Annotated in this window: 23 protein-coding genes; 14 read left to right on the forward strand and 9 right to left on the reverse strand. The window is 52.7% G+C overall.

All coding sequences use genetic code 11. From position 1 onward, the window contains the following. Positions 1-1,506: 1,506 nt before the first annotated feature. Positions 1,507-1,797 carry a hypothetical protein gene (locus DESTI_RS28030; RefSeq protein WP_157212410.1) on the reverse strand — a complete coding sequence of 97 codons (291 nt, stop codon included), beginning with the start codon at positions 1,795-1,797 and terminating at the stop codon, positions 1,507-1,509. A 383-nt stretch (positions 1,798-2,180) separates the two neighbouring features. On the opposite strand from DESTI_RS28030, the gene DESTI_RS28035 reads away from it, so the two are divergent. The 3 genes from DESTI_RS28035 (at position 2,181) to DESTI_RS28045 (ending at position 4,167) form a co-directional block, all read left to right on the forward strand. Further along, positions 2,181-2,834, forward strand: a complete 654-nt coding sequence (locus DESTI_RS28035; RefSeq protein ID WP_014813301.1) for a hypothetical protein — start codon at positions 2,181-2,183, stop codon at positions 2,832-2,834. Between the two features lie 244 nt (positions 2,835-3,078). After that, a complete protein-coding gene (locus DESTI_RS28040; RefSeq protein WP_014813302.1) occupies positions 3,079-3,840 on the forward strand; it encodes a RecB family exonuclease in 762 nt (253 codons plus the stop codon). Positions 3,841-3,852: 12 nt separating this feature from the next. Then, entirely contained in the window at positions 3,853-4,167 is a 315-nt protein-coding gene (locus DESTI_RS28045) for a hypothetical protein (protein ID WP_014813303.1), read from the forward strand. 502 nt (positions 4,168-4,669) lie between these two features. On the opposite strand, the gene rnhA is transcribed toward DESTI_RS28045, so the two are convergent. The 3 genes from rnhA to DESTI_RS28060 all read right to left on the reverse strand — a co-directional run bounded on the left by rnhA (position 4,670) and on the right by DESTI_RS28060 (position 6,947). Beyond that, complete coding sequence (gene rnhA / locus DESTI_RS28050; protein WP_237671513.1) at positions 4,670-5,113, reverse strand: ribonuclease HI; 444 nt, start codon at positions 5,111-5,113, stop codon at positions 4,670-4,672. 71 nt (positions 5,114-5,184) lie between these two features. Beyond that, a complete protein-coding gene (locus DESTI_RS28055) occupies positions 5,185-6,150 on the reverse strand; it encodes a nucleotidyl transferase AbiEii/AbiGii toxin family protein (protein ID WP_014813306.1) in 966 nt (321 codons plus the stop codon). Then, on the reverse strand, positions 6,147-6,947 hold the full coding sequence (locus DESTI_RS28060) for a type IV toxin-antitoxin system AbiEi family antitoxin domain-containing protein (RefSeq protein ID WP_014813307.1): 801 nt from the start codon (positions 6,945-6,947) through the stop codon (positions 6,147-6,149). The genes DESTI_RS28055 and DESTI_RS28060 overlap by 4 nt, the downstream gene beginning before the upstream one ends. 216 nt (positions 6,948-7,163) lie before the next feature. On the opposite strand from DESTI_RS28060, the gene DESTI_RS28065 reads away from it, so the two are divergent. The 8 genes from DESTI_RS28065 to DESTI_RS28100 all read left to right on the forward strand — a co-directional run bounded on the left by DESTI_RS28065 (position 7,164) and on the right by DESTI_RS28100 (position 16,357). Continuing rightward, positions 7,164-7,955, forward strand: a complete 792-nt coding sequence (locus DESTI_RS28065; protein ID WP_014813308.1) for a ParA family protein — start codon at positions 7,164-7,166, stop codon at positions 7,953-7,955. Beyond that, on the forward strand, positions 7,928-8,452 hold the full coding sequence (locus DESTI_RS28070; RefSeq protein ID WP_014813309.1) for a hypothetical protein: 525 nt from the start codon (positions 7,928-7,930) through the stop codon (positions 8,450-8,452). Before DESTI_RS28065 ends, DESTI_RS28070 begins: the two co-directional genes overlap by 28 nt. 427 nt (positions 8,453-8,879) lie before the next feature. Next, on the forward strand, positions 8,880-10,085 hold the full coding sequence (locus DESTI_RS28075) for a helix-turn-helix domain-containing protein (protein WP_014813310.1): 1,206 nt from the start codon (positions 8,880-8,882) through the stop codon (positions 10,083-10,085). A gap of 129 nt (positions 10,086-10,214) precedes the next feature. Beyond that, complete coding sequence (locus DESTI_RS28080; protein ID WP_014813311.1) at positions 10,215-11,054, forward strand: hypothetical protein; 840 nt, start codon at positions 10,215-10,217, stop codon at positions 11,052-11,054. Further along, on the forward strand, positions 11,051-12,343 hold the full coding sequence (locus DESTI_RS28085; RefSeq protein WP_014813312.1) for a BREX system ATP-binding domain-containing protein: 1,293 nt from the start codon (positions 11,051-11,053) through the stop codon (positions 12,341-12,343). The genes DESTI_RS28080 and DESTI_RS28085 overlap by 4 nt, the downstream gene beginning before the upstream one ends. A 2-nt stretch (positions 12,344-12,345) precedes the next feature. After that, positions 12,346-13,539 carry a BREX system ATP-binding domain-containing protein gene (locus DESTI_RS28090; protein WP_014813313.1) on the forward strand — a complete coding sequence of 398 codons (1,194 nt, stop codon included), beginning with the start codon at positions 12,346-12,348 and terminating at the stop codon, positions 13,537-13,539. Further along, entirely contained in the window at positions 13,536-15,641 is a 2,106-nt protein-coding gene (locus tag DESTI_RS28095; protein WP_014813314.1) for a DEAD/DEAH box helicase, read from the forward strand. The genes DESTI_RS28090 and DESTI_RS28095 overlap by 4 nt, the downstream gene beginning before the upstream one ends. Positions 15,642-15,865: 224 nt before the next feature. Beyond that, positions 15,866-16,357 carry a DUF3124 domain-containing protein gene (locus DESTI_RS28100; RefSeq protein ID WP_041287738.1) on the forward strand — a complete coding sequence of 164 codons (492 nt, stop codon included), beginning with the start codon at positions 15,866-15,868 and terminating at the stop codon, positions 16,355-16,357. Between the two features lie 47 nt (positions 16,358-16,404). Here DESTI_RS28100 and DESTI_RS28105 read toward each other — a convergent pair whose 3' ends face one another. The 3 genes from DESTI_RS28105 to secD form a co-directional block, all read right to left on the reverse strand. Then, positions 16,405-18,117, reverse strand: a complete 1,713-nt coding sequence (locus DESTI_RS28105; protein WP_014813316.1) for a cation:proton antiporter — start codon at positions 18,115-18,117, stop codon at positions 16,405-16,407. Positions 18,118-18,277: 160 nt separating this feature from the next. After that, on the reverse strand, positions 18,278-19,186 hold the full coding sequence (secF, locus tag DESTI_RS28110; protein ID WP_014813317.1) for a protein translocase subunit SecF: 909 nt from the start codon (positions 19,184-19,186) through the stop codon (positions 18,278-18,280). A 75-nt stretch (positions 19,187-19,261) separates the two neighbouring features. Next, a complete protein-coding gene (secD, locus tag DESTI_RS28115; RefSeq protein ID WP_014813318.1) occupies positions 19,262-20,866 on the reverse strand; it encodes a protein translocase subunit SecD in 1,605 nt (534 codons plus the stop codon). Between the two features lie 208 nt (positions 20,867-21,074). On the opposite strand from secD, the gene DESTI_RS28120 reads away from it, so the two are divergent. Next, complete coding sequence (locus tag DESTI_RS28120) at positions 21,075-21,278, forward strand: hypothetical protein (protein WP_041287739.1); 204 nt, start codon at positions 21,075-21,077, stop codon at positions 21,276-21,278. 562 nt (positions 21,279-21,840) lie between these two features. On the opposite strand, the gene DESTI_RS28125 is transcribed toward DESTI_RS28120, so the two are convergent. Both DESTI_RS28125 and DESTI_RS28130 read right to left on the reverse strand, forming a co-directional pair. Next, positions 21,841-22,812 carry a tyrosine-type recombinase/integrase gene (locus tag DESTI_RS28125; protein ID WP_014813319.1) on the reverse strand — a complete coding sequence of 324 codons (972 nt, stop codon included), beginning with the start codon at positions 22,810-22,812 and terminating at the stop codon, positions 21,841-21,843. A gap of 6 nt (positions 22,813-22,818) precedes the next feature. After that, entirely contained in the window at positions 22,819-23,577 is a 759-nt protein-coding gene (locus DESTI_RS28130) for a hypothetical protein (RefSeq protein ID WP_014813320.1), read from the reverse strand. Between the two features lie 332 nt (positions 23,578-23,909). Between DESTI_RS28130 and DESTI_RS28135 the strand changes: the two genes are divergently transcribed. Continuing rightward, positions 23,910-24,956, forward strand: a complete 1,047-nt coding sequence (locus DESTI_RS28135; protein WP_014813322.1) for a hypothetical protein — start codon at positions 23,910-23,912, stop codon at positions 24,954-24,956. Between the two features lie 247 nt (positions 24,957-25,203). After that, a complete protein-coding gene (locus DESTI_RS28140) occupies positions 25,204-26,913 on the forward strand; it encodes a DNA polymerase (RefSeq protein WP_014813323.1) in 1,710 nt (569 codons plus the stop codon). Positions 26,914-26,923 lie beyond the last annotated feature (10 nt).

Below are 26,923 nucleotides of genomic sequence, written 5' to 3' on the forward strand. Positions count from 1 at the left end.
GCTTTTCGTCCGCGTAGTCGATACGACTATGCCAGTGATATCACACTAGGTTTTTAAGAGTTCGCTCGACCAACAGGGGATTTCTCCTGATCCCGGGGCTTCAGTCGTCAAGATATCTTTACAACTGTGTCAGACAGAGCCGCGCAGTTAGCACCATATGGTGCCACCTTGCCCGCTTGCCATGTCGTCAGTTGTCTTCATATGGAAACAACTGTTTCGATAGAGATGCGGTTGGGGGTACACTTTTTGTTCACCCCCTCAAAGGCGTCCAATGGGAATAGAAACGAGAACACCGAGCGGGACCACCCGAGAAATTATGGTGGCCGAAAACATTCAAGATATCACCCGCACCCTCGTATCGGGGGTCAGGGGAAAACCTCCAATCAAAGCACATGAATTCCTCAATGATATCAACCTGCCGTCCGTATCGGATGTCAGGGAAACAACCGTCCTCAAATTGAGGCCTGTTGAAACAGCGCCGATCAAGGCACCTACTTTCCCCAACAATATCCATCGGGTAATCAATTCGATTACCCATGTGTGTGGCGACTGCGAGGCGGATCGTGCGTACCGGGATGTTGCGCCAAGGGGTCGTCAAATTGAGGACCCCTTGCACCGTTGCAATCTACTTGTGCAGGGCAGATTCGGTCGCCCAACTTGTTCGGCGTAACCCTGTCCAGAGCTAAAGGGAAGTTCGTCAACCCCAGTTTGGGGTTGGAGGGAAATCAAGTAGTTACGCTTCTTGATTTTAAGGGCGTGCTTATGGCTGCCAACATGGCCAAAACACCGAAAGCCGCAACTGGTAGGCTTTTTACCAATATTTCACCGATTCGGTGAAAAAATCAGCCGGTCGCAGCGGAGGCGATTCGCGAGGGCTTGAGGAAATTAATAAAATCCGGTGCCGTCACCTCTTAAGGATGCCATCTCGGTCAGTGTAACTGCTTGTTTATGCTGGGGGTGCCTTGGTGAACCGCAGAAGCGAAAAAGGGCTATTTGCAGGCTGGGAGCAGGAAGAGTCGAGAATATTGAGCGCCGAATTTGGTGTGATGCAGCTCATCCGCAATCATAATTACGCCAGATCTGCCATCCCAGTAGGCACTTTAAGGGACTACCATGATTCTGCGTCTGCCTCAATATATAAGGCGATGCGGTAGGAATAGAAAGGCACCGGCATGCCACTAGGGCTCGGGAAAGCGGTAGATTGAATTATCAAGATATCTTGACGGTTGAGAGCCTCTTGAACACCGGCTTTATCAACCAACCGTGCTCATATGAACACGGTTGGTCTCCTTGGGTCGTGTCGTTGCCAGTCAGAGGGTTGAGCTTACCCCTCAAATTGAGGGGTGAGCACCGGTCAGCCTCAGGTATGGGCTTAAGCCTACACCCGTTGTCATAAGACAACCCTTGAATAGGCACCTGTCGGGATGCTCGTTTCAAGGTGGGAGGATATCCCCCTACCTTATCGCACCGCGCAAACCGTTCCGGGAGACCGGATTACCAGAGATGTTATCCCCTGCTGAAAATCGCCATTTTCTTTGACGAATACTGAGAGAAGAAGGCATTTCCGTGAAGGGTTATCCCCCGCTCATCCAGGGAAATACTTACAATGCTGCCGTTCATGGCATTCGTGACGAGTTCAAACTCGTCTTTCTGCTCTGAATTACCATTTCGCAAACCTACCGGATCATCTCCGCCGAATCGTACCGAACCGAGTGTCGATTCCGACAGCAACACGTTCCTGAGAAATCGCCTCAGGCTTAACGAGAGCCATTCTCCGCGACGTTCTCCATTCGCCAATGGTTCACAACAGGCAAAATTGCAACATTCGCCCGCATCTTCCCTTCTTCTCTATATTTGAGGGTTTGCGGGTCTCTCCTTGAGGGATAGACCAGATCAAAAGACAAAGGAGGCGCGGGAGCATGAAAAAGGCTTTGGCGAAGGGACTTTTTGTGCTGATCGAGGCCGGTATCGAGATGCTAGCCGAGCGAATCAAAAAAGGGAGAAAGAAACATGGGAATCCTGATGGACTGTATCGTGGTCATTCTGGTGGTCCTGCTCATGATATGGGAGCCGCTGGATCTCCTCATCCGAATCATCCTTGGCGGCATGTGAGCCGCGTGCGGCATCACAGGCGCTCTATATCTTAAGAAGAGTAGAGAAACCAAGAAAGGAGCGCAACCATGAGCGCAAACGGAAATGGCCAGTTTCGAGAAGATGAGCTGGTGAGCCGACGAGTCAAGGTCGGCCAAGAATGGCAAACCCGAGTATTCCCTGTAGTAGGCGGCAGACTGCGGATTCTGCACGAGAGCAACGACCAAATCAGCATCCAGACCGAAATCGTCAGGCTGGACAATGACTTCGTGGTGGTAAAGGCCGCAGTCGAGAGCCAAAGGGGAAGGTTCAACGGGACCGGAACCGCATCGGGCCAGAGAGATGCGAGATTGGCTGACTCGTTGGTCGAGCTGGCTGAAACGCGAGCGATAGCCAGGGCCTTGCGATTCGGCGGGATAGGGGTTGAGTACACGGGTGCCGAAGAGGTCTCTCACGTTGTCGGTGAGCCGAGGAGATACCAAGATCAAGACAAGGAACCGGAAAGCGTGTTCCCCGAGGACAAGGGTGAGAGCAAACCTGAAACAAAACCCGCTGGAAACGGCAAAGGAACGGTAACCCAAGCCCAGTGTAGGGCGCTCTGGGCGCTGACCAAAAAGGCTCGCTACACTGATGAAGACATCGAGTCTATTTTGCGCCCGCTAAACGCTTCCACCTTCCAGGAACTCACCAGAGAATCCGCCTCTCAGCTCATCAGCTACCTGCAAACCGAAGTCGCCGCGTAGTCAACCACACAGTCACAACCAAGAGCAACCGAGGCGGGGCGCTACAGGTGCGCACTGCACACGCTGTCGGCGTACCCGTCCCGTCACACGAAAGGAGAAGACCTATGCTCAGATTCATGTCCCTATTCCAGCCACCCAAGCCCAAGAAGAAGACGACCCTGATCCGGGAATTACGCCGCCTGGTCCATCAGCGGAACTATTGGCGCAACCGCACCCGTGAGCTTAGAGGAGGGAGGAAAAGGAGATGAAGACCGCACAAGACCACGATCACTTGTCGTATTCGCAGATCAACTGCTTCTTGACCTGCTCGCTGCGGTACAAGTTCCAATACGTGGACAAGATCCCGCCTGCATTCACCGCGGTGTCTCTGGCCTTCGGTGTAGCGATCCACGAAGCGGCAGCGGCGTACTACCAGACCCGACTGGAAGGTGACGAGCTGAAACCCGACCAGCTATGGGACGTATACCGAGACTGCTGGCAGCGGGCCGAGAAGATCAAGTTCTTCAACGGAGACAGCGAGAAGTCCCTCATGGACAAGGCCAAAAACATGCTCACGGTGTTCCATGAAAGCCGTGATCCGTCCATCACGGTGCTGGGCGTGGAGGAGTATTTCCAGTTGCCGCTCGGTGGGCTGCCACCCTTCGAGGGCTACATTGACCTGATTGAGCAGGCCCCCGACGGTACCATCACGCTCGTTGACTTGAAGACCGCAGCTAAGAAGCTCTCGGACAGCAATGCTCAAAGCAGTATGCAGCTCACGGCTTACGCTCTCGGAGCCGAGACGTTGGGCTTCGATCCCGCCATCAACATGAGGCTCGACGTGGTAACGAAAACCAAAAGCCCCGAGATGCTGCGGTACGAGACGACACGCACCGATGAAGAGCGCAACCGGTTCGTGAAGCTGGTCTACGGCGTCTGGAACGCCATAGAGCGGGAAGCCTTCTTCCCGAGGGAAGATTGGCACTGTGCTCAATGTCCTTGGACTCAAAACTGTCGGGAATGGTGAAAGGAGGACCACATGGCGAAGCCGAAAGATACCGCCAGAAGAGTGACAGATGTGATAGCTTTGCAGCCCATGAACCAAATGAACGTGCTGCCTCCTGACTCCGGGGTAATCGGCAGTTTCCTCGATAACGTGCGGAACACTTTCAAAGCCAGGGCCATGAGGATGAACGGTCTACTCAAACGAGTAGATGAGACCGGGCAAAGGATGGAGGGCCTGTTACGCATGGCAGCGGAAAGAGCTGAGGCAGCGGAGTCTGCACTGGAGCAAAACCTACTGAAAGAGGGCTTGCTGCCTGAGATATCCCACAAAGACCCTGACGAGGAATAACCGGATTAGGTGCTTGCTGCCTTGAAAAAGGGATAAAATTCGTTGACCGGCATCATATCGAGACCTATATAAAAGGTCTCGTTTTCCCCGTTCGGGCCTGAAGAATCCATCACTTTTCCTCGTGTCGGAATGTACCGAAATGGGAGAAAGAGGGCATGAATACTGAAGAACCCCCCTCCCCCTATACTAATGGGGACTTTTTGGGCTTCCTTACTACACTATCCACCTGGAGGCGATATTCGGCCTGGCTCCAGGATTTAAGGATATTATCCGCATGGGAACACGATATTCCAGACTTTTGACCAAACTCTTCGTGTATGCGAAAGAGGACTTTTGCCCCGCCTCTGTGAGGAAAAGGCTATTTTCTCACACCCCGATTCCTGTTCTTGGGCAATCCTGAGCCTTGGAGTAGGAACAAGTGCCTACGTCCATTAGTGACGTTACTCAATAATACTACCGCATCGGAGGTTGTGAGGCGTCCTCCTTGATTCCAGGTTTATCCTCAATTCCGAAATCGCTCGATGGCCTGTACAGCCAGCCGATCCACCCGTTCATTCTCGGGATGATTGTCGTGGCCTTTGACTTTAATCCATTCAACCTGATGCCGGGCAGCGATGGCATCTAGGCGCTTCCATAAGTCTGGATTCTCCACAGGCTTGTTGTTGGACTTTCTCCATCCACGACTCTTCCATCCCTCTATCCACTCATTCATTCCCTTGATGAGGTACTGTGAGTCCGAATAGAGTCGCACTTTGGAGGGGCTGTTCAGCGATGACAATGCGACTATTGCGGGCATGAGTTCCATGCGCTGATTGGTTGTTGCGGGCTCACCGCCAGTCAACTCTTCTTCTGTACCGTTTTTTCTGATGATTGCAGCCCAGCCACCCGGTCCTGGATTGCCGCTGCAGGCTCCATCGGTGAAGATTTCCACCACTATGTGATCCAATTTCGTCTCCTTTTGGCCAAGGAACTTATCAGCGATACGCCGCCACCTTTGCCAGGACCGGGCACCGGGTGTTATCTTCCTTTGAACTGCCTCACGTTGAGGGCCTTCCATTGTAGGCCTGGATGCTCACCGAGGCGTTTTGCGAGTTCTCCGTCGCCCGTAAGCAAAGCTGGCATGATTTCCCCGTGATCCAAGAGCCTGTCAAGAAATTCTCTCTCCTCCTCGGTAAAGGGAAGCAATGATTCCAGAGCCTTCCTCGTCTCTTCCACGAGACGTTCGGCCCATTGGGTGACATACTCCAATTCCTGAGCCTCTTTTCTCAATAGAGGCATTAATTCTTTCTTCAGCTCCCTCTCGGTGAAATCCACATCGGACACCTGGACGGATCTCCAATCCTTCCGGTTTATGGCTCCGTAGACCACGAAGGCCAAGCGCAGACGGTGTGGATCAAGACCACTCCCCGTCAGCAGTGCATGGACATCGAACAAGTCCCGACTGGCTCTCCTCGCGAGCAGTGCTGCCAGTTTTCCTCCGGCAAGTTCGTGAATGTCCAGGATAGGAACACTTTCTACCCCATAGGGACCGATCCGCCGTGAGTCCATCTTGACCAAGGGCCAAAGGGGAACCCTAAACATGAAATTCAGGTCAACCTTCAGATCACCGCCCTGACCGAGAACGCTCTCATAGCGAAGAAAAAAGGTGATGGCTGCATGTTCTTCTGTTGAACGACGAACACTCAATCCTTCTCTGCCGGAGACCGCTATCACCGCTTCCTCTATCTTGGGACGCTCGGACAGCATCGTTTCCCGATTAGGAGACCCGACGTAGTTGAGATCAATGTCCACGGAAAGTCGGGGAAGATCAAAAAGAAACAGGTTCAGAGCCGTCCCGCCCTTGAGTGCCAGCCGCTCTTTGAGGAAAGGATGACTGTTAAAGCCATTCAGCAGACCGATGAGGTGAAAGACTTTCTCCAGAATCTCTGGACGGAAGCCTGTGGACTCTGACTCGGTAAGGAGGAATTCTCTAGAAAATTTCAAGAGATCTCCTCCCACGACCGGTCAAGAACTTGTGAGGGAACCACCAGGTTCCACTCTTTTACGAGACGCCCTTTAGAATTCCGGGCCATATACGTCGGCTGTTTTGGAATACATTGCCGGAGACGGTCTAAATGAGCGTCGTCTACCATTAGATCCTTCTGGTGCTGTTCCAGGTATAACCCTACCTTTGCTGCTACGGAGGCGTTGTCCAAAAGGAGTGTATAATCCAGGACGTTATCCATGTCGAAGAATTCCACGGACTCCAGCGACCTCCAGATTTCTTCCCATCCTCCTCCGAGATCTGGACGATCAAGAATGTCCACGAGGGTTCGTTCCAGGCTCGTGACTCTGATCGGAAGCCCTCCTCTTTCAGCAGCATCCACTGCGAAGAATTCCTGTCGCTGTCTCACGAGTGTCTTTGGGAAGCGTACTCCTCGAAACTCAAATCCACGGAAGTTCACTGGTCGGATTGCCTTCCCGGTGAGGAAGAGAAACCTTTCTTGGACTGACTGAGCCTTTCCGAAAAACTCAAGGGCTGTGTGATACGCCAGCACAGCATCTTCAGCCATCTTTCCAGCCAGGAGAAACGTATCCACGGGAAAGGTATCAGGAGAGGCTCCAAAAGGAACCGAAGCATATAACCCTCGTCTGACCCGGAGTATGCGCCCGGTCTTCGTATGGTGGGCAAGGAGCGAGTCGCGGGTCTTTACGCTTCGAGAACCTTCGGCGTCAAGGAAGGCCGCGAATTCCTCATAGGTGAATACCGGATGTTTAGCGAAGAAGTCCAAAAGCTTCATGTCCACCTGACGGGCTTGACAATGGCAATCGTTACCCCTTAATTAATTAGGGGTATTGCTTTATAATGTCAAGTCGTCATGCAACGCCCTTGGATTTTTCTCAAATTTAGGCGGAGCGGAGTCGGCGCTGGCTGTGAATTTCCTTGACTTTTCCTCCCAATCGTGGATAAGAACCCCCGACAGCACTTGGTATCTTTCCCGTGAAAGGGGTCTATCATGGCGCATATCATCGCTTTTGCCAACCAGAAAGGGGGAGTTGGCAAAACTGCATCGGTAATATCTCTCGCACATGCACTGGCTATGCGTGAGAAGAAGGTGCTGGTCATAGACCTGGACCCTCAGGGCAATTCGTCACGAATTCTAGGCAAACTCCTGCCGTCAGAACAACCCCGAACCGTCATTGATTTGTTCACCAAAAAGACTGCCATTGTTTCCAACACCTGCGTTGACAGTCAGATAAAGGGCGTCAAACTGGTGCCTTCGTATCTCAAACTTTTTGAAATTGAACGATCCATGAAGGAAATTGAGCGGCTCTCGACCTTACGGGCGAAGGTGGATAGGGCAGCCTTGGAGGAGTTCGATTTCGTGTTAGTGGATACGCCGCCGAACCTTGGAACGTTTCTTCTGAACGCGCTCATAATAGCGGATTATGTCATCATTCCTATTGATGCAGAATCCATCTTTGCTGTGGAAGGTCTTGATGGCCTCTTGGAAACCATTTCGGATGTTAAATCAACCCTGAATCCGAAACTGAAGCTCCTGAAGGTTTTACTAACGATGGTTGATGGACGGACAAATACGAGCCGTATTATCCGGGAGCAGGTGACACGAGCATTTGATGAAGAGCAGGTGTTCAGGACAACGATAACCAAGAATACTTCTGTAAATAAGGCACATCTCCAGGGAGTCACAGTTTTTCAGGATGATCGGAAAGCTCTGGCTGCAAAGGATTACATGAAAGTCGCTGAGGAGCTGCTGGAATGTCTCAATTCCTCCAACAACTCCTGAGTAAAGCCAAAGAAAAGGCCGATGCGCTGGAGCAGGGACCGTCGCGTAAGAAGAATCGAGACAGTATTGATACACGGAGTGTATCTGATACACCTGCCGTATCTGATCTAGTGCCTGTATCTGATCCACCGCGTGTATCCGATACAGGCCACGTCCAGTCCTCCCATTCCCTCTTCAGTGCTTATGTTACGCTCCAATCCAAAATCCACGAACATCTCCCCGCCATGTCTCCTTCAGAGCTTCGGTTGTACCTCTACCTGGTGGATCTCGCTTTCGGCAAGTCGTACCCCTCCGATGGTGTCGTAGAATATAACCAGCGGGAAGTAATGAAGTCCGTAGGCTTCGGCTCCCACTCAACCGCCGTAAAGGTCATTTCATCTCTGACGGAGAAGAATCTCGTGACTTGGATCTGCAAAGCAAGCAAAAGGGGGGAAAAGAGCCTATTGAGAGTAATCCTACCACCTGACTTGCCGGATCACGAACCCCCATCTTTCTGATACATCACCTGTATCTGATACAGTTCCTGTATCTGATACTCCCAGTAAATCAGATGCCCGCCGTGTATCTGATTTACTCTTTGTATCTGATACGCTTTCTGTATCTGATTTAGTTGTTTTTTTAACAGGTTAGCTTATTTCGCGCTTGACATGGGGCTGAAACCTGATATTCATCCGCGGCACATCCCCTTTTGAAAACAGTTTGAGGGGACAGGAGGGTTCAACACCTACTAATTAAAGCCATTCTACCGTCAGATTTCTGGCATACACAGTCCCAGAACGATCAAAACCGCTCCCAGCGGCCAAACTGAAGAAGCGGTTCTGAAGATGTGAAAGGCTAACGCCTGAATTATGTCCAAATTCTGGTGGCGTTACCTATCACCGTTTGTTCTGGCTGTCAACTCTCAAAATGGAGGACAGCCGAAAAATGTCTCGGATCTCCCAGTGTATAAGTTCGCCTATCGATTCGTCAATCCCTTTTTCTATCCTTGACCTCAAGGCCCAAGCCGTAAGGCTCCCCGTATCCAAGGGTGCGCAGATCCTCCTCTCAGAACTCCTCACATGGTCGGGAGAGCGTGGATACTGCTGGTGGAGCAAAGAAGCTATTGCCAAAGACCTGAAGTGGTCTTCGTCGTCCGTGTGGCGCAGGACGGCCGAGCTTCAAGAGGCGGGGTTCCTGGCATCCATTCCCCGGCCCGGCAGATCAAACTACTGGGTCCCCCTTCCCGGTCCGGCAAAGATGGCCCGCCTCGAAAATGAGCTGACACCCGTCGCGGATTCGCGGTATCCTTTAGAAAAGAAAATTGAAAAAACTCAAAAACGTTGTACCGTTCACCAACCCAGTACGGGTACAGAACAACTCCCTCCCTCCCCCCTTCCAGCGAACGACAACGCGTCAAAGATTTCTGAGCTGGAATCACGGATCACCAAACTCGAACAAACACTTCCAACTCCAAGGTCCAAAGCCCCGATCCCCGAAAACGTCGTCCATTCCTCGAATCCACAGCGATCATCGTCTTCCGCTCCTCTGAAGCCGAACCTTTCCCCCGAAGACCGTCTGCTCCTTCAGGACATCGAAGAAACCTGCCACGACTTCCATTCCAGAGGCTGTTTCATAAACATCATCCGAGAATACCCCGAAGAAACGATACGAGCTGCTCTCTCCGTTACCCGAGAGACACTGGCCACCGTATCCGGCACAAACGGCGGGGCTTACTTCCTGGCGACCCTTCGAGGCATGGCGGCGGTATGTGCGGCAGAAGACTCTCCCCAACCAAAGACTCATCCATCGCATTGGAGTGAAAGCGAGGTCATCCGTCCCGTCGCCCCCTGTGTTCAGCCGAGGGAGCGGACTCCAGCAACCGGAATGTCAGGCCAGGCTGCTACATCGCCTCCTCTGCCTGAGCCTGAACAACCCGATCCGGCAGCTCTCATCAAAGGGTGGCGTCTCCTGTACGAACCCGGCAATGTGCAGCGAATGCTCAGCGGGATAAAGAGATGCTTTTCCCAGTGCGACGTTCACAAGATATGGGAAAATCTTAAAGGCGAGATGATCCATTTGACCGAGGAAGGGCTGGTATCAGAATTCCTTGACCTCATGGCAATGAAGGTCTGTTACGGGACGCCAACGTAGCTTTGTAATATTGCGGAACGTCAATCGTTCTCAGTAATCCCTTTAAGTGCTTACTCATAAACATTGCCTTGCCCAATAAGAATGGGCTATGATAGTCGGTCTTGAAGCCTTCGATCCCGAGGTGTCCCTATGCCGAAACAGATATCCTTTCCCGACGAGGCAAGACATGCGGTTCGATCCGCCCTGATGGATACCTATGAAAGGCAAGAAGAGCTGGAACAGGCCATAAAGTCGCTCAAGCGATTCAGAAAGATCGCCACCGAACTGGAGAAGTACGTTTCCAAGGGGTGGCCCTTTCATGTGCTCAGTCTGATGGAGAAACAGGATGAGTTCATCAGGCAGCAGTGCGATGCCGGAGCATTTTCCCTTCAGGACTTGGAAAAACTCCGTGCGGCTGCCCAAGAGCAGGCCAAAAAACTCCGCATACGGTACCCGAATTATCTGGAGCTTGCCTGCCGAGAGGCAGGGTTGCCGCTGGACATGAGCAGCCGCTACCCGGTGTACACGTTTGAGAAGGGCTTCTTTGAGCTGACCATAGATCGCGGAGGAACCGCAACGCTTTCCAATTCGGAAAGAAAGCTGGGAGAGTTCCCGGCGGATATAGGGGCTGTTGTTGCAAAGTTGGCGGAGGAACACGAACGGATCTTTGCTCGTCCTTACGACGGACGGTATTTCCTGAAGAAGTTGCGGGAACACTACCTGGGGGTGATCCAAAGAGAAAAGCTGGCTGATGGAGCCGACGTGCCGATCCGAAGGATAGCCGCAAGAATGGCCAGCGACAAGAAGGGCTATCAGAGCGACCAGTTTATTGTTGATCTTTCCAGACTGGCCAGAGAGGGACCCCTTGAGATTGATTCAAGACGGCTGGAGTTGTTGCATACGCGGGACGACGAAGCGGGGATGCTCCTCCACGAGGTAGGGAGCGTGGCGTATGTGGGATTTGTGCGATTCGAGGAGGTGGGGGCATGAACCCGAAAGAATTGGCCCAACACGTAATCACCTCTTTGCGCAAAGGCATGCCCCCCCGATGGGGCTATCAGCTCTTTACGGTGGGACATGAGAAACTCATCAAGGGATTCAAAAAGCACCATATGAGCCAGATCGCCAACCAGGGGCTCATCCTATTCATCAACGGGTCCAACGGCTCGGGTAAGACGCATCTCTTCCGGCTCCTGACAGAGATCGCCATGGAAGGGAACTGCCTCGTATCCAACGTCCAGTTGCACGCCAGGGAGACCCCCTTCAGCAAGTTCGAGAAAGTCTTTTCCGCCATCGTCAGAAATATCCAAACTCCTTCCATGTATGAGGACGTGGCATCTCCCGAAGCGGAGCCGTTCGCCAGAGTGCTCGATGAGGCGTTGTTTCTTCAGGTAACCGGAGCTAAGGAAGCCGTCAATGAGATCACAAACGAGCAGTATCACACAGTGTATCAGGCCCTCATGGAGGATCGCCGCATTGATTTCGACTTCAGAAAGATCGTGGCAAAATACTGGGAGACCTACGTGCCAAACCGCCCTATTTCTCATCCTACGGTTCGAGAGGAGGTCCGCGGAGAAGCTCTGCAGTGGTTCAGCGGAGAGGGGACTCAGCAGACGTTTAGGACGAGATTCGACGTGAACAAGATGATTACCGGCGAGACAGCGAGGCCCATGCTGCAATCCTTAGCGGGTTTCGTCGGGCTTGCCGGATACCGTGGGTTGATGATTCTTTTCGATGAGGCTGCCCAGGCCTATCAGTTCATGCAACCCACCGAGCGTGTCCATGCGTACAACAATCTCTTTCAACTGGTGAACGAAATTGAAAAGCTGCCCGGTCTATTCCTTGTGTATGCAGCGACGCCGGATTTTTACACCAATACGAAATACGGAATAGTGATCAATTCAGGGCTGGCGACCAGAATCGGGAAACTTCGGGACAACAAGGCCCCTCGTGCCATGGACCCGGTGTGGAATCTCGACGCAAAAACCTACATCGGCTTGGATGATTACAAGCAGGCGGCGGCAAATATACGGGAAGTCTACAAACAGGCTTACGAAGATGAGGAAGATGATCTGGAGTCACGGTTGCCTTCTCAAGAAAAAATCGGGGCGTATGTCGAGGATCTTGCCAAACAGCACGGAGATACGGCGATTCCTCGTTTTTGGAGAGTATTGATGCGGTCTCTTATCCCGTATTTCGAGGACTGCCTGGAAGGAGAGATTCGATCAGCCGAAGAGGTGTACGAGGACGTGATGGACCTCTTGAGCAGGGAGGAATAGCCGTGGATCGCAACGAAGCCCTCAAAGTCATTTATGCATTTCGCAACGGAATTCCTCCCGAGAGCCGTGTGAGCCTGTTCACCGTGGGGAGGCAAACCGAGCTGGAGGAATTGACTCGACTCTTCGACGGGGAAGGTGGACTTCTTCTTCAGGCCAATAGCGGATCCGGCAAGACCCACTTGTTCCGCTTCCTCAGGGAAAAGGCTCTGGCTGATGGATTTGCGGTTGGCTCCATAACGCTCGACTCATCGGCAGAGGTGAAGCTCAACCGAATGGATCAGATAGTCGCCGCGGTCTTCCGAGACATTCAATTACCCGGTATGGAGGAAAGGGGCATCAGGGCTTTCTTCGACACATTGTGTCGGCAGATCTCCGATGCCCGGTACTCTCGGGACCCTGAGAATTTCTGGACCCGCCTGACGAACGATTGGAAGTGGGACTCCTCTGATCTCTTACAGTCCCCTGCCCTGTACATCGCATTACGAGCCTGGTCATGCGGAGGGGATTCGGAAAAGGACCTGATCGAAGACTGGCTCAGTTATCCGTGGAATTACTACACGAACCGAAAAGACCTTCACCGACGACTCATTGCCGATATGAAAGCCCACTTCAAAGATCCTCGGCCCCCCTCGGCGCTCTTGGACGTGCGTGCAGGGACCTTCAACTTCCAGGAACCCGGTTACGTCCAGAGTTGGGCGGCGCTGAGCGATCTTCGCACGCTCTCGAAAGGCGCAGGGTTTAAGGATTTTATCCTTCTCTTCGATGAGGTGGAGGACATCATCTACAATCTGGGAAACCTCAAATGGCAGCAGATAGCCTTCAGGAACCTGCTCCGATTCTTCTCCTCCGATGGAATAGGCGTAAAGAGCTTCTTTGCCGTGACGCCGGACTTTGAGCAGAAGTGTCGTGAACTCCTTGTCAAGAGGGAAAAGTGGTCCGAAGAGTTTGCGCCTTTGGAGAGCCTTCCCCGCTTCCGCATCAGCCCGTTGGGGGCTGAAGAGTTGAAGGAACTGGCGGGGAGGATCGCAGAGGTCCACGGGACGGCATACGAATGGGAAGACAAGGTGAAAGAGGCCTTGCCCGAGATCGAGACAATCGTTGACAGGCTCTCGGCTTCGCCGGAGGCGGACAGAACCCGTCAAACAGTGAAAGCCATTGTGGAGCATCTGGATCAAGCATACGAGGACACGGAATGAGCGCAAGAGAACTTCTGGATCAGAACGTAGATAATGCCTTCTTCGGAGGCTTTCCTTCTCTACGACCCGTTCAAGAGGCAGCCATCAAGCCGATCATTGAAGGCAAGCATGTAGTGGCGTGTTCAGGGACAGGATCTGGAAAGACCGAGGCTGCTCTGACACCTTTGGTCAGTAAGTACTGGAACGATTTCGAGAAGAGCAACGCAACCGTAATTCTCTATGTCGCTCCCACAAAGGCTCTCGTGAACGATTTGGCGAGAAGGCTTGAGGGTCCTATCAAAGATAAGTTGGATCTGCGCCTGGGTATTCGTCATGGTGACCGGGACGATCTCAAGGGCAGGAAGAAATTTCCCCACGTCCTCATCACTACGCCTGAATCCCTCGATGTGCTGCTGTATCGACATGACCCGGCTCTCATGAGCGTGCGTGCTCTGGTCATTGACGAAGTTCATCTCCTGTACAATACCCAACGTGGCGTCCATCTCTCCGTCCTCATTGAGCGATTGAGGAGGGTCGTAGATCCGGCCCCACTGCAACTCGTGGCTCTCTCCGCAACTATTGCGGACCTTGAGGCAGTGGGACGGTTCTTCTTTGGGCAAGGAGCGGACATGGAGATCCTCAATTTCCCTGCCCACCGCACCATAGACGCTCAGGTCCGTCCGGCTGATTTCGGGTCGGTGGTGGAGAAACTCAGCACAGGGCGCAAATGCAAACTCCTCGCCTTTGCCAACCGGAGGAAGGATTGCGAGGATCAAGCTGAGGCGGTTTCCGAGCAGAAGCACTTGGAAGGAGCGGTGTTTGTACATTACTCGTCTCTGGCCCCGGAAACACGGATAGACATAGAGGAAAGGTTTCAAGTCCTTGAGACCGCGTTGTGCAATGCCACAAGCACCCTGGAGCTGGGCATCGACATAGGGGACATCGACGCGGTGCTCCTATGCGGCGTGCCGTCCAGGGCAGATTCTTTTTTGCAACGTATCGGAAGAGGCAACAGGCGTTCCAACAAGACCGTAGCGGTCTGCTTTGTCGGAATGGATCGTGGGGCTCCTGCGCCGGTGACGGAAGCTTTGCGGTATCTGGTATTGGTCGATGCCGCCCGAAAAGGCAATCTCGCCCAATGCGAAACTTTCGAGTTGTATGGAGCCGTGGCGCAGCAGTGTCTGTCGATAATCGGGTCCCGGCAGGAATACGTCAGCGTCAAGAGCCTTTCCGAGACATTTGAGAAGCTTCGGTACGTGGATAGCGCCACGGTCGAACGTATTCTCTCTGAACTCGCCCGCACGGATTATCTTACTTCTCACGAATTCATGAAACAGTACGGACCGGGAGAAGGGCTTCACAAACTCTTTAAGCAGAGACGCATCTACGGCAACTTTCCCATCGAGGCGCACATGGTGGAGGTCAGGAGCGGTACGGAAATACTCGGGGAGGTGCCGCATTTCAGCCTTGAGAACATAGAGCTGGAGGATTACGTCAGGTTCGCGGCGAATCAGTGGAAGGTGACAAATATCACGGAGGAGGGCTTGGAACTGTTGCCTGCCGAGCCGCCGCCGGGAGTGGAGACGAAAACCTTCCAGTATGCCGGGAAGGGGCGGGGATTCGAGACCTTCCTCAACGAAGCTATGTGGGGCATGATCCATGCGAAGGAGTTCCCGGATGAGCTGTTAGAGCCCCAGATGCGCGAGCGCATGAAACAAGCGAGGGAGGATGCGCAGATCCTGTGCGAATTCAACCAGATTCCCCAGTGTCCCGGCGATCCCGGCATACTCTATTACACATTCGCCGGGAGGCTGGTCAACGAAGCGGTAGCGCTGATCACGCAGCAGGAGAATTATCGTGTGGGAGACCATTGGCTGCAGGTCCGATCTCCCATCGATTGGAAGTCCATTCCCACAGATCCGGCGGATTACGAGCCGGTATTTGAGAGCATGTTCCATCCATCCATGGACCAGTCGATCTTCCAACAGATGCTACCGGCGGATCTCCAAGTTCGGGAATACGTGCAGGAATGGCTCAAGGACGAGGCGGTTCCCCGCGTATTGAAGCGGCTGGCTGAATCGGAACCGGTGGAGATACCGCTTGAGGATTGGCCGTTTGGTTGATTGGAACGGTAAGAAAAGTATTGCGCAAGAGACAAGAAGAGAGTAAGCACTTAAAGTGCCTACTCAGAATAACAACCTTGCCCAATAAGATGTCCGCGTTCCGTAGATAACGTCCTTTTACGTACCATAATGGCGTTTAGAGTACGTAAACCATGTCGGAAGGACCGGTCCATGAGAAAACCCAGGAATCTCAAGAATGATTGAAAGGGGCGTGAAAAACAAAGATGAGGACATCAAGGAGACTCATATTCGTTTTCGGAATGCTGGTCATGGTGGGAAATTGCGTTGGCCCCGGAGACTGTTTTGCCGAATCCTTCAACCTATCCGACGGGCAGACGGTCTACGTGCCGGTTTATTCTCACATTTACGTTGTGAGGGGGCATACCTTTGACTTGGGGATATGCCTCAGTATTCGGAACACAGATCCGACCCACCCGATTACGATTCTCTCAGCAAATTATCATGACACAGAGGGTAATCTGGTCAGAGGTTACGTCGAAAGGCCAATCGAACTTAAGCCCTTGGCCTCAACAGACTTCTTTGTCAGCGAATTGGATACAGCCGGAGGATTGGGAGCATCGTTTCTGGTCAAATGGAAATCAACGAGTAAAGTGAACGAGCCAATTGTTGAAGGCGTTATGGCGGGTACTCGGTCAGGGCAAGGCATTTCCTTTGTCTCCCGTGGCAAAGCAATCAAAGACAGCTCGCGGAAATGACATGCGCTCACGACACATTTTTGATCACATTCCGAGCTGAGGAATGACTACCATTCATCCTCTTGCTCTGCCGAATTACTCACCTCACTCGCCAGCGCTTCAGTCATAGCCCTGGCAACTTCCTCTTCCTCAAAGGAGATGGCCGAGACTCCCAGACCTTCGAGAATAGGCTTTGCGTAGAGAAATCTGGATCTGACAAGAGTCTTGATCTTTGGGTTCAGGTCGAGCGCAGTCGTGACAATGGCAATGGCGCTTGTGAGGTCCGGCACCGTGATAAGCAAGTATTTCGCTCTTTCAATTCCGGCTGTCGTCAGGATTTCACGGTGACTCCCGTCACCATATATCGCCGGGTGACCGTCAGATACCAGGTTGCTGACGGTATCCACATTCAAATCTACGACAATGGGCTGAATCTCAGATTCTCTCAGTATCGTTGATACTCGCTGTCCCACGGGTCCGTAGCCGATGACAATCGCCAGGGGCTTTTTGTTGTGCCGAAGAAGATTCGTCTGGGTCTGAATGTTGGCACTCCTTGCTTTCATTTCCGCCTGATAGTTTAGAAGCCCCCAGAGCCTCTTCTTGCCCCGCAGCCAGTTTTCCACGGGATCAACGGCCTTGAAGAGCAACGGATTGAGAGTAATCGAAATCAGAGCGCATGTGACTACGACACTGAATCCCTCCTGAGGCATTAGGTTTAGGCTTTGCGCCTGTTGACTCAGCAGGAATGAGAATTCCCCGATTTGAGCCAAGCCGATTGCCACGGTAAGGGCTGTACGAACAGAGTACCCGAGGACAAGGACCAGAAGGCACGAGACGAGGGTCTTGACCACTACAATCATGGAAAAACACGCAGCGATGAGGCCGGGGTGCATCAGAAGAAAACCCGGATCCAAAAGCATACCGATGGATAAGAAAAACAGGACCGCAAAAGCATCCCGCATCGGGAGAATATCGGCTGCAGCCTGATGGCTCACTCTGGTCTTACCAACCACCATTCCGGCCAGAAATGCGCCGAGAGCCACGGAAGCGTTAAAGATCATGGCAGATCCAGCCGCAATCAAGAAAGCCAACACCAGAATTGTGAGCGTGAAGAGTTCCCGCGAGCGAGATCGAGCGACGTGGGAGAGCAACCAGGGAACGATTTTTCCCACGACAGGAAGGATCAATACCCCCAAAGCTACCAGTTTGCCGACCGCTATGCCCAATGAGGTCAGCACCGCTCCTTTCTCTTCACCGACAAACGATATCGTCACCATAGGCAGAAGGACGAGGGCGAGGACGGTTAGAATGTCTTGGACAATTAACCATCCGACAGCGACATGACCGTGGACGGTATCGAGCAGTCTATTATCCGAGAGGCACCGCACCATTACTACTGTGCTTGACACGGCAAGCGCCAGGCCAAGCACCATTCCGGTGCCTACCGACAAACCGAAAGCCAAAGCCACGAATGTACCCAGGACCGTGACAATCAGGCTTTGTACGATGGCACCCGGAACAGCGATCCCTTTGACACTCAGGAGATCTGTCAGATCAAAGTGCAGCCCCACACCGAACATGAGCAAGATGACCCCGACTTCGGCCAGTTGCCCTGCAAGATTCGGATCGGCGACGAACCCCGGAGTGTGGGGTCCTACAATAATCCCGGCAAGCAAATAGCCCACTATCGGAGATAGTTTGAGTCGATGACTGACAAAGCCAAGGACCAGCGCAGCAAGAAGGCCTATGGCGAGAATCTCAATTATTTCCAAATGGTGCATCCTCAGCGTCTCCAAATCACCTTTACGCTACGTGCAAACGCTCTTAGAGAGCATTGGATTGAGGCGCTGGGATCATAACACAGAGAGACCAGATTTCGAGGTCATGTCCCGATCCATTGTGAGCTACTCAATTGTGCGAGCGATCCTAAGCGGCTGTAAGTCACCCCCGTCTCACTGGTAGAATCCGATCCAGCTCCAAGACGAGAGGAGAGGCGACGAAGATTGAGGAATAGGTCCCAAAGACAATTCCTACCAGAAGCGCCCAGGCGAAATCTTTGAGGACATTCGTCTCGAAGACGAGGAAAGCTGCCACCGCAAGGAGAGTGCCGACGCTGGTGAGCAACGTTCTTGAAAGCGTCTGATTGATGGCCGCGTTGAAGACCTTAATGAGGGGCGCTTTCTTCATGACTTTCAGATTGTCTCTGATTCTATCGCAAACCACGATGGTGTCGTTGATATCATATCCTACGACAGTCAGCATTGCCGCCAGAATCGTCAAATTGAACTCTTTCCCGGTCCAGGCGAAGAACCCGTATAATATGCACAAATCGTGCAACAGACAGACAACGGCAGCCAGTCCCATCGTGAAGGTAAAGCGAAAAGCCATGTAAATGAGGAGAAGGATGAGCGCTATGACGGTGGCCCAGATGGCGGATTCCTGAAGGTCCGTTCCGACCTTTGGACCGACAACCTCCACGCCACGGATTTCAGCGCTTCCCTTACCAATCTTGTTTTCCAGGAGGTTTTTGACCTGTTGAGACAGTTTCTCGGCGCTTTCCTCGGATTGCTCCATTCGAATGACAAATTCGTCACCCGATGCGCCAGTAAACTCCTGGACAGCAAGATTTTCACCCAGTGGTTTGAGTGCCTCTCTTACTTGTTCGGTATGCGCCGGTTTGTTGAGCTTCACCTGAACCACTGTCCCGCCGGTGAAGTCTATTCCCAGTTTCATGTATCCCATGATAGGAATGGAGGCCAGGGAAAGGATGATCATGATTGTTGTGAATGCGTAGGCGTAGTACCTATTGCCAAGAAAATTGATGCTGGTGTTCGGCTTTATAAGATCCATTTGTTCAATCCTTCTGAAAATCGAACGGATGTTCAAGAAATACCGTTCGTGTCAGCGTCGGGTGAGATATCTTGATCATATGCTCAGGCTCTTGATCCGCTTAACCTGAAAGGCGTAATCGAAGATCGTGCGGGTGATGAAGTATGCTGTGAACAAGGAGATAAGAAGCCCTATGCACAGGGTTACTGCGAAGCCTTTGATCGGCCCAGTACCGAATTGTATGAGAGGAAGGGCAGTCAAGATGTTCGTGACGTGGGTATCGAGAATCGTCTTGAACGCCATGTCATAACCATTGTCTAAAGCAGCCTTGGCGGACTTCCCGCCGCGCAGTTCCTCTTTTACCCGCTCAAATATCAGGACGTTTGCATCAATTGCCATTCCAATGGTCAGGGCTATACCGGCAAGACCCGGTAAGGTCAAAGTGGCACGCAAGCCCGGCGAAACCATGACAGCCATAATGAGCAGAAGGTTCAAGCTCAGGGCGACATCAGCCACCACTCCCGACCACTTGTAATAAAACGCCATGCAGATGGAGATCAGAAATAGGCTGAGCAATATTGCGTTTCGCCCAAGCCGAATAGAATCCTCGCCGAGAGACGGACCGACTGTACGGTTTTCCAGGATCTTCACCGGCGCGGGCAACGAACCTGCTCGTAACACGAGAGCCAGATCGCTGGCCTCTTCCGGGTTGAAAGTGCCTTCGATTATGGCAGAGCCACCTGATATGCGATCCTTAATCACCGGTGCGGAATAGACCCTGTTGTCAAGGATTATGGCGAGTCGTTCACCGACATGTTCCCCCGTTATCCTCTCAAACTGAACAGCTCCGGTTCGATTGAAATCCATATGAACGATCATCCCGCCCGCCTGTCCCGGCTGAACTTTGGCATCAGTGATCGAGTCACCGGTCATGAGAATCTGTTTTTTAATCAGCAATGGCTTCCGGCTGCTCGCGCCGGTTCCTGCACTGCGCTCTACTTGATACAGAATTTCATCTCCGGTCGGGATCTCACCTTTCAGGGCAGCATTCAGATCGCCCTTCTCATCTACGAGCTTGAATTCGAGCCGAGCGGTCTTCTTGATGATGTCAATCGCACGATTTATGTCTTCTTTGAGTCCCGGCAACTGGACAACTATCCTGTCAACGCCCTGCATCACGACATCGGGTTCGGCGACCCCGAAGGCGTCCACTCGGTTCCGAATGGTATCCACGGCTTGCTTAACGGCTCTTTGCTTTATAGTTTCCGCAGTCTTCTGGTCCATCTGAAGCCTGACTTCGAAGCCCTTGTCCGTCTGAGACGTGGAAGCCTTTTTGTAGTTCTGCAGTTTGTCCAGGACCTTTTCGTCAAAAAGCCCCGCCTGGTCCGCGTCCTTGAGATAAACAGTCAGCGAGGTCGGAGAAGTCCTCTGAATGTCGTTGTATCTTATTCTCTCCTCCTTCATCACGGCTGAAGCCTCAGAGATGCCCTGATCGACAACCGCCTCCACCGCCATATCGGCTTGAACCTCCAAGACAAGGTAGAGGCCGCCCTGAAGATCCAGTCCGAGGCGAACCGGGTTGTTGGGAAGATATTTTGCCCAGAAGGAAGGCACCGGTCCCACCGACGGATAGACCAAGAACGCACTCACCGCCAGGACCACTCCAATTAAAATTATTCGCCACCGTAGGTTGTGAGTCATTTATTGACGCTCCTCACTGATTTTGCTCTTTGTCCAAGGGACCAGAGCCTTATCAAGGTCAATGAAACCCTGATGGCAGGGGCTTGGCCGAGCCTATTCGTCTCGGAATCGGACATTCCGGGACCCATGAGGGCAATCCCCTCGGTTAGGCTAAAAGGGAAGTCCTCGGCCCGAACTTAAAGGCTCATAGCCAAGACATGAATATGGTGTGATAAAAGATGCTTGGCGCTATGACAGCAGACTCTTACTCGCATCGCTCAAACGAAGAATAGAGAGAATCTGCTTGGGGAGGCTCAAATCAGCAGGACAGTGGTTCGGCTTGTGCTGTGGGGAGAATTATCTCGAGGATCAGACTCTGGACGAGAATGGTCTTGATGCACAAGCCCTGGAAAGGTCGCATACGAATGGGTGAATAATAGTCGGAAGAGAGAAGCGCCCCTTGTAGAGCGCTGATTTCCAAGGGCCATTCCAATCGAGGAGGATTTTGCGCCCATGCTGGGCATCGTTTGATCTAAAGGGTGGTGAAAAAGGGAAATCTCGGAAGCGGAACAGGAAAGAGAGCTGGATAGGCCGTTTTCTGCAATGGCGTCTGCGTCATGATCAAAGCATAAGACCAAGCTCGGTTGAATCATACTCACAATCAGGAAGCATATTAGCACCCGAACCCAGACTTTGAAAATTCTTGGATGGCACATCATTGCGACGGTCCCTTAACTCCCTACGTCGTCCCCGCAGGGAGCGACTAAATCCCTAGCAGAGAACTTGTGACAAAAGGTAACCGGCTCCCAGTGGATTGTCAAGTCGCCTAAGATTCTCTCAAAAAAGCCGTGAACATTGACCCCTGACTTTACTTATCGTCCCACCACACCTGGCGCAACGGGTTTCATGCGGAGGACGTGAAAAGGCGAGTTGGCTTGATTCCTTCTCTCGTTCAAGGGGGCAGACAGATGTTCCCCTCCCATATTGATAGCAGATCATCCAGCCACCAGCTCGGCAATTTTCCCTTGTGCATTCTCCACCTGATCTATGTAGACCTGAAGAGTCTTGAGGTCCTTATGTCTCGAAAATTGCAGCACCTTTGTCACATCCAGCCCCACGGCTTGGGCCTTGCGCACCGCTTCGCTGATGGATGTGTGCCTGAGTCCATGAGGGCGAACCTTTTGGCCCGTGCGCTCTCCAAGCTCCCGTATGATCCGGTAGAGGCTCGTGGGCGAGAGGCGCTTGCCTCGGATGCCGGGATCGTGATGAAGGTTAACGAACAGGGGTCCCGGCTCACTCCCTCTCATCGCAATCCAATTGGCCAAGATTTTCCTTGTCGTTGTCGGCATGGTAAGGACCTCTTTTTGGAGCCTGCCTTTGCCGAGCACACGAAGCGTTCCTGCCGACAGGTCCACGTCGGCAAGGTCCAAGAATACCACTTCCGCTCTGCGGAGAGCCAGATCATAAAGAAGATGGAAAAGGGCTCTGTCCCGCACTCCCTTTGGATCAGATCTTTTCGCAATTTCTTCTTTCAGACCCTGCACGGCGGAATTCCCCGGCCCCCTGGTATCTCGGGATGCGGAAGATACTTTCTGATTCTTTACGCGCACCTTCCAGTTGATCATTCCCAATGTGTAAGCCATGTCCGACAGGCTTCTGAGTGCTGCGAGTTTCCGATTTACCGTTGTGGGCTGGAGTTTCCTTTCCTCTGCGAGATGGGTCTTGTAGCGGAGAGCAAGATGATTGGCCTGGTGCAGGCCCTGTGCAATAAAGAGTAGGATAGTTTGGGGGAGATTATCCGACTGCGTAAAAGCTCTGAAGTCTTCCAGATCCCGGCGATATGCCTCAATAGTCTTGGGGCTCTTGCCTGACAAAAAGGCGTCAAGCAGCTCCTTCGTAGAAATGGAGACTGAAGGCTCTGATAGATCAAACTGTCTCAGCGTGGCTGGTGGATTGGAAAGCGGCATGACAGTTTAGTCCTTGTCGGTAGGATACTTTCCGCGGGCGCGTAGGTAGAGTTCACAGGCAGCGACGAGATGTGACGAGAAGATGCCCCCCAGCCTTTTCATCTCGTAGTAGATTTCAGAGGGAATCGTTGCGGAGATCTTCGTCATCCTCGAACCCTTATGCCCTCTGCCGGGTCCGGCGCTGCGCTCCTTCACCTCAACGCCTTCCAGCAATGAAGCAAGATGATTTTCCAGCCCCGCCGCAACAGAAGAGGAAAGAGCTTTCTCCAGCTCTTCCCGTATCTGTTCTCGTGCAGCACAGATACGGGCCGCCACCGTTTCTTCGATCTTAGTCTCAAGGCGTGAAATCAACCGTGACTCCAACTGCCTCTCTGCTTCCGGGTCATACTCTTTATCGGAGGCTTTTTGTAGTTGTGCGGACAGCATGGTGTCCCTTCGTTCCATTGATTCACGCAAGAGTTCGAACATTTCCTTGGCGGATAGCATCCCACTCTTTTCAGGTTGTTCCTCGGGAGAGACAAGGGCTCGCTTCGGCCCCGCACGCCGGATCTCGTCATCAAGGGTTTCCTGCTTAATGGAAGCCTTATCAGGCCTGCCCTGCTTTTCTTCCCACCGCCCATAGCGCTTTCGGATCGTGTTCGGGCCGAGGGGGTTGCCGGATTCGGTGTATCCCTCCTCTTCGAGGGTCGAAGCGATCTCGCTCCACTTCTTTCCTTTCTCCGAGACAAGCTCAAGCATACGCTCTAAGAAGTCTTTCTTGTCCATGGCGCACCCTTCGTAAAAACAGTCCTCCCACGGCACTTAAAGAATATGGTATGTTTATGGTCATGTCAAGACAAAGCTGCGCTATAGCTATCCTGTAATTCATAAAATAATCCTACTCTCTGAAAAGCCGTGACGCGCAGGGGATAATGGCAGCACGTTCTGCCACACCATCACGGTGTTGTAGACACCTGTGGTACAGGTATTCCATTGAGTAATATTCGGTATCAGAGTAGACACTTAAAGGGCTTTCCTTCTGAAGGCTTCTTTCGCAAGAGAATAGGGCAAGGAACGTGCGGAGAGCGCCCCATTCAATCTTGTGATAAAGTCGAGGGATGACTGACTCCGAACATAACGCAATAGATCGGGATGAGCTTGTGAAAGTCTGGCACGACTACGGGCTTCGGTTCTCCGTCTTTGTGCCTGCCCACCAGCCAAGGCCGGATACGTGGGAACCTGACGTGCGTCAGTTCGATGAGAAAGGTCGTGTAAACCCGCATTACCTGAAGCACTGGAAATTCCTTGCCCGGACCAAGGGGTTCCTCCGAGACCGTTACGCGGAGCACGGGATTCTCAAAGGCCCTACCCTCTTCTTCGACTGCCTGGTGCGGCAGTTCCAGAACCCGATGCGCTACGCCAAGGTGGAAGGCGAATACGGGCCTGACTTCTTTGAGGTGAAAGACACCCAGGACTGGTATGAGAAGGCGATCCGCATGGGGATATGGGATTGGCAGATAGGCTTTTCTTGCCGCTCCGTGCTGTGTCAGCGGAGGTGGTGCTCCATGCACCGGGGGAACCCAAAGCGGATCAACCCCGTCGATGTTTACGGACTTCTCACGGTATTTGAGAGAATCCCCGCGGCATCAGCCAAGGCTCAGGTGGGGAAATGGTTCGGAATGAAGCTGGGTGACCTGAAAGGCGCTGGTGTCAGGACGCCTACCGTGTACCGCCGCAAGGTCTCCAAGAAGGCTCTTTCCGTCCTGCTGAAGGAATACGAGAATATGCGGACCCATCAGGTGAAAGAGCTGATCGGACGCCTCCACGGCCTGATCAAAGGGAGCCCCTTCGAGGAGTGGCACGGCAGGAAATTTGACGATGACTATGCGTTTCTGTCTGACAAAGCGGCGGATAACCTCTACAGGATCAACTCCCCGGCGGCAAAGGCGTATGTGTGGCTCTTGATCCGACAAGAAGAGTTGGCCCGGAACACCCGAGGGGCGAAGCTGAGCGTGTCCGATTCCGAATTGGCAACCGCAATCGGGGTAAGTAAGCCTTCAGCACAGACGTACCGAAAGGCATTGACGAAACTTGGGCTAATCGAGACCGGCGAGACGAAAGCAGGTAAAACCGCGGAGATACGCATCGTGAAGGTGAAATACTAGGTGGATACTGCAACTTGTCACCTTCACGCACTTTATCACGCTATTTCAGCTAGTTGGCGAGAGACATACCTATTAATACCTATAGCTACTATTCCTCCCGCTCCCTCCTCTCATGCTCTACCCTGCGCTGGTCCCTCGCTCACTCCGAATAACAATATAAGTAATAATACTATTCACTACATAGCTATCTATCCATCTCTTTCTTGTTGTCCTCTGAGTTTCAATTACCGAGCACGAGTATAGAGTTATGAACCTGATTAGATCTCCCGAGTATCTGATCCCGACCTTGAATTCCCAGAGTACCGTAGCTCTCACAGCTCCTCTTATAATCCGAGACACAGTACTGATCGGGTTTGCTCTATCTCCCGAGGAATCCCGTTGCGTAGAACTGGCTCTCAATGAGTTCATAGCTCTCTGTCCGTTGCTCTACCGGCGTGTAACCACGCCTCGCGCTTTCCACGGGCTCAAGCGGATTTGGGAATTCCTTGATGAGCGGGGTTTACTCCCGGAAGAAAAGATAGATAATCAATTAAATATTAACCACATAGAAGACACTCGGTTGATGGCGTTCCTCCTCGATCCCGAAAGCTCCCGTGAGGTTGATTACGGAGATTATCAGGTACAGGAGGCTTTGACTCTGGCTGACCTGGCTCAGCGGTACTTGGACCACGATTATCCTTATAGAATTACGGATATTTGCGATAAAGCGTCTTGGGAGCTGGCCGGGGAGATGCTCGCTCATGACGCTGGTTTGATCTTCCAGCTTGCCGAGAGGCTCCCCGGTCTCATGTCCCGTGATCTGCGAAAGCTCTATCGAGACATCGAACTGCCCCTGATGCTCGTCCTGGACGATATGCGTCGTGTGGGAATAGGGTTCGCCGGGCTCAAGTGCGCTGAGCTGGCGATGGAAACCGAGCGATCCCTAGCCCTCCTTGCTCAAGAAATCACCGGCGGGCAATCCGTGAACCTCACGTCACACGAAGATGTCTACGGTTTTCTGGTCAATCAAGGGGTTCCTCTCCAGCTCGCCCCTGCGTATGTACGGCGGAAAGGAATAAAGAAGCCTCTGGAGCAGATCGCCCACGCCTACCCTCTCGTGCGACGGATTCTTGCCTGGTGGGACACGGGGCGGGATTTGGGATTCTTACGACGATGGGCAGGACACACACGCATTCATCCCTTGTGGGGTCAAACACGTTCCGCCACGTCCCGCGTCTATGCCCGCTTCCCCGCTGTCCAGAACATCAGCCGGGAATTGAGGAAGCTCTTTGTTCCTGCGCCGGGGAACGTGTCCGTAAAGGCAGATTACTCACAAGCCCAGCTCCGCATACTTGCCCACCTGTCTGCCGATCCTGAGCTTGTGCGGGTGTACAACGACCCCAACGGAGACGTACACACGGAGACTTCCGATTGGCTGGGGCTGGGAGATCGGAGCGTAGCGAAGGAGATCAATTTTGCGATCTGTTTCGGCATGGGGGCTACGGCGCTGTGTAAGAAGATCAACGAGCTGAAAGAGGGCAAAGGCCGCTCTGATTTCATAGATCTCGACACCGCCCAATCGTACATCGACGGGTTTTATGGCAGGTTCCCCGAAGTGAGGGAATTCTTTGACCGGGAATGGGAGAATATCAAGAAGCTCCCCGGTCAGCAAAGGCTTGTGCGGAGTCTCATCGGAAGAGAGCGTCGGTTCCCGCGCCGCCCGACATCAGAGATGGAAAGGCAATTCCGGGTGACGTGGACTCAACAGATTGAAGCTGATCTCATGAAGACCGCTATGGTAAGGCTCGACCGGATCTTCCGGCGTAGAAACATGAAAGCCCGGATCGTGATGATGATCCACGACGCTTTGTGGGTGGAAGCTCCGCACGACGAAGAAAACGAGGTAAGGCATCTCGTCGAGAGAATGATGACGACAGCGGCAAAACTAACGGTTCCTCTGGAGGTGGACATAGAATGAGAGGCATTAG

Origin of the sequence: Desulfomonile tiedjei DSM 6799 (assembly GCF_000266945.1) — a bacterium.
Taxonomy (GTDB): Bacteria; Desulfobacterota; Desulfomonilia; order Desulfomonilales; family Desulfomonilaceae; genus Desulfomonile; species Desulfomonile tiedjei.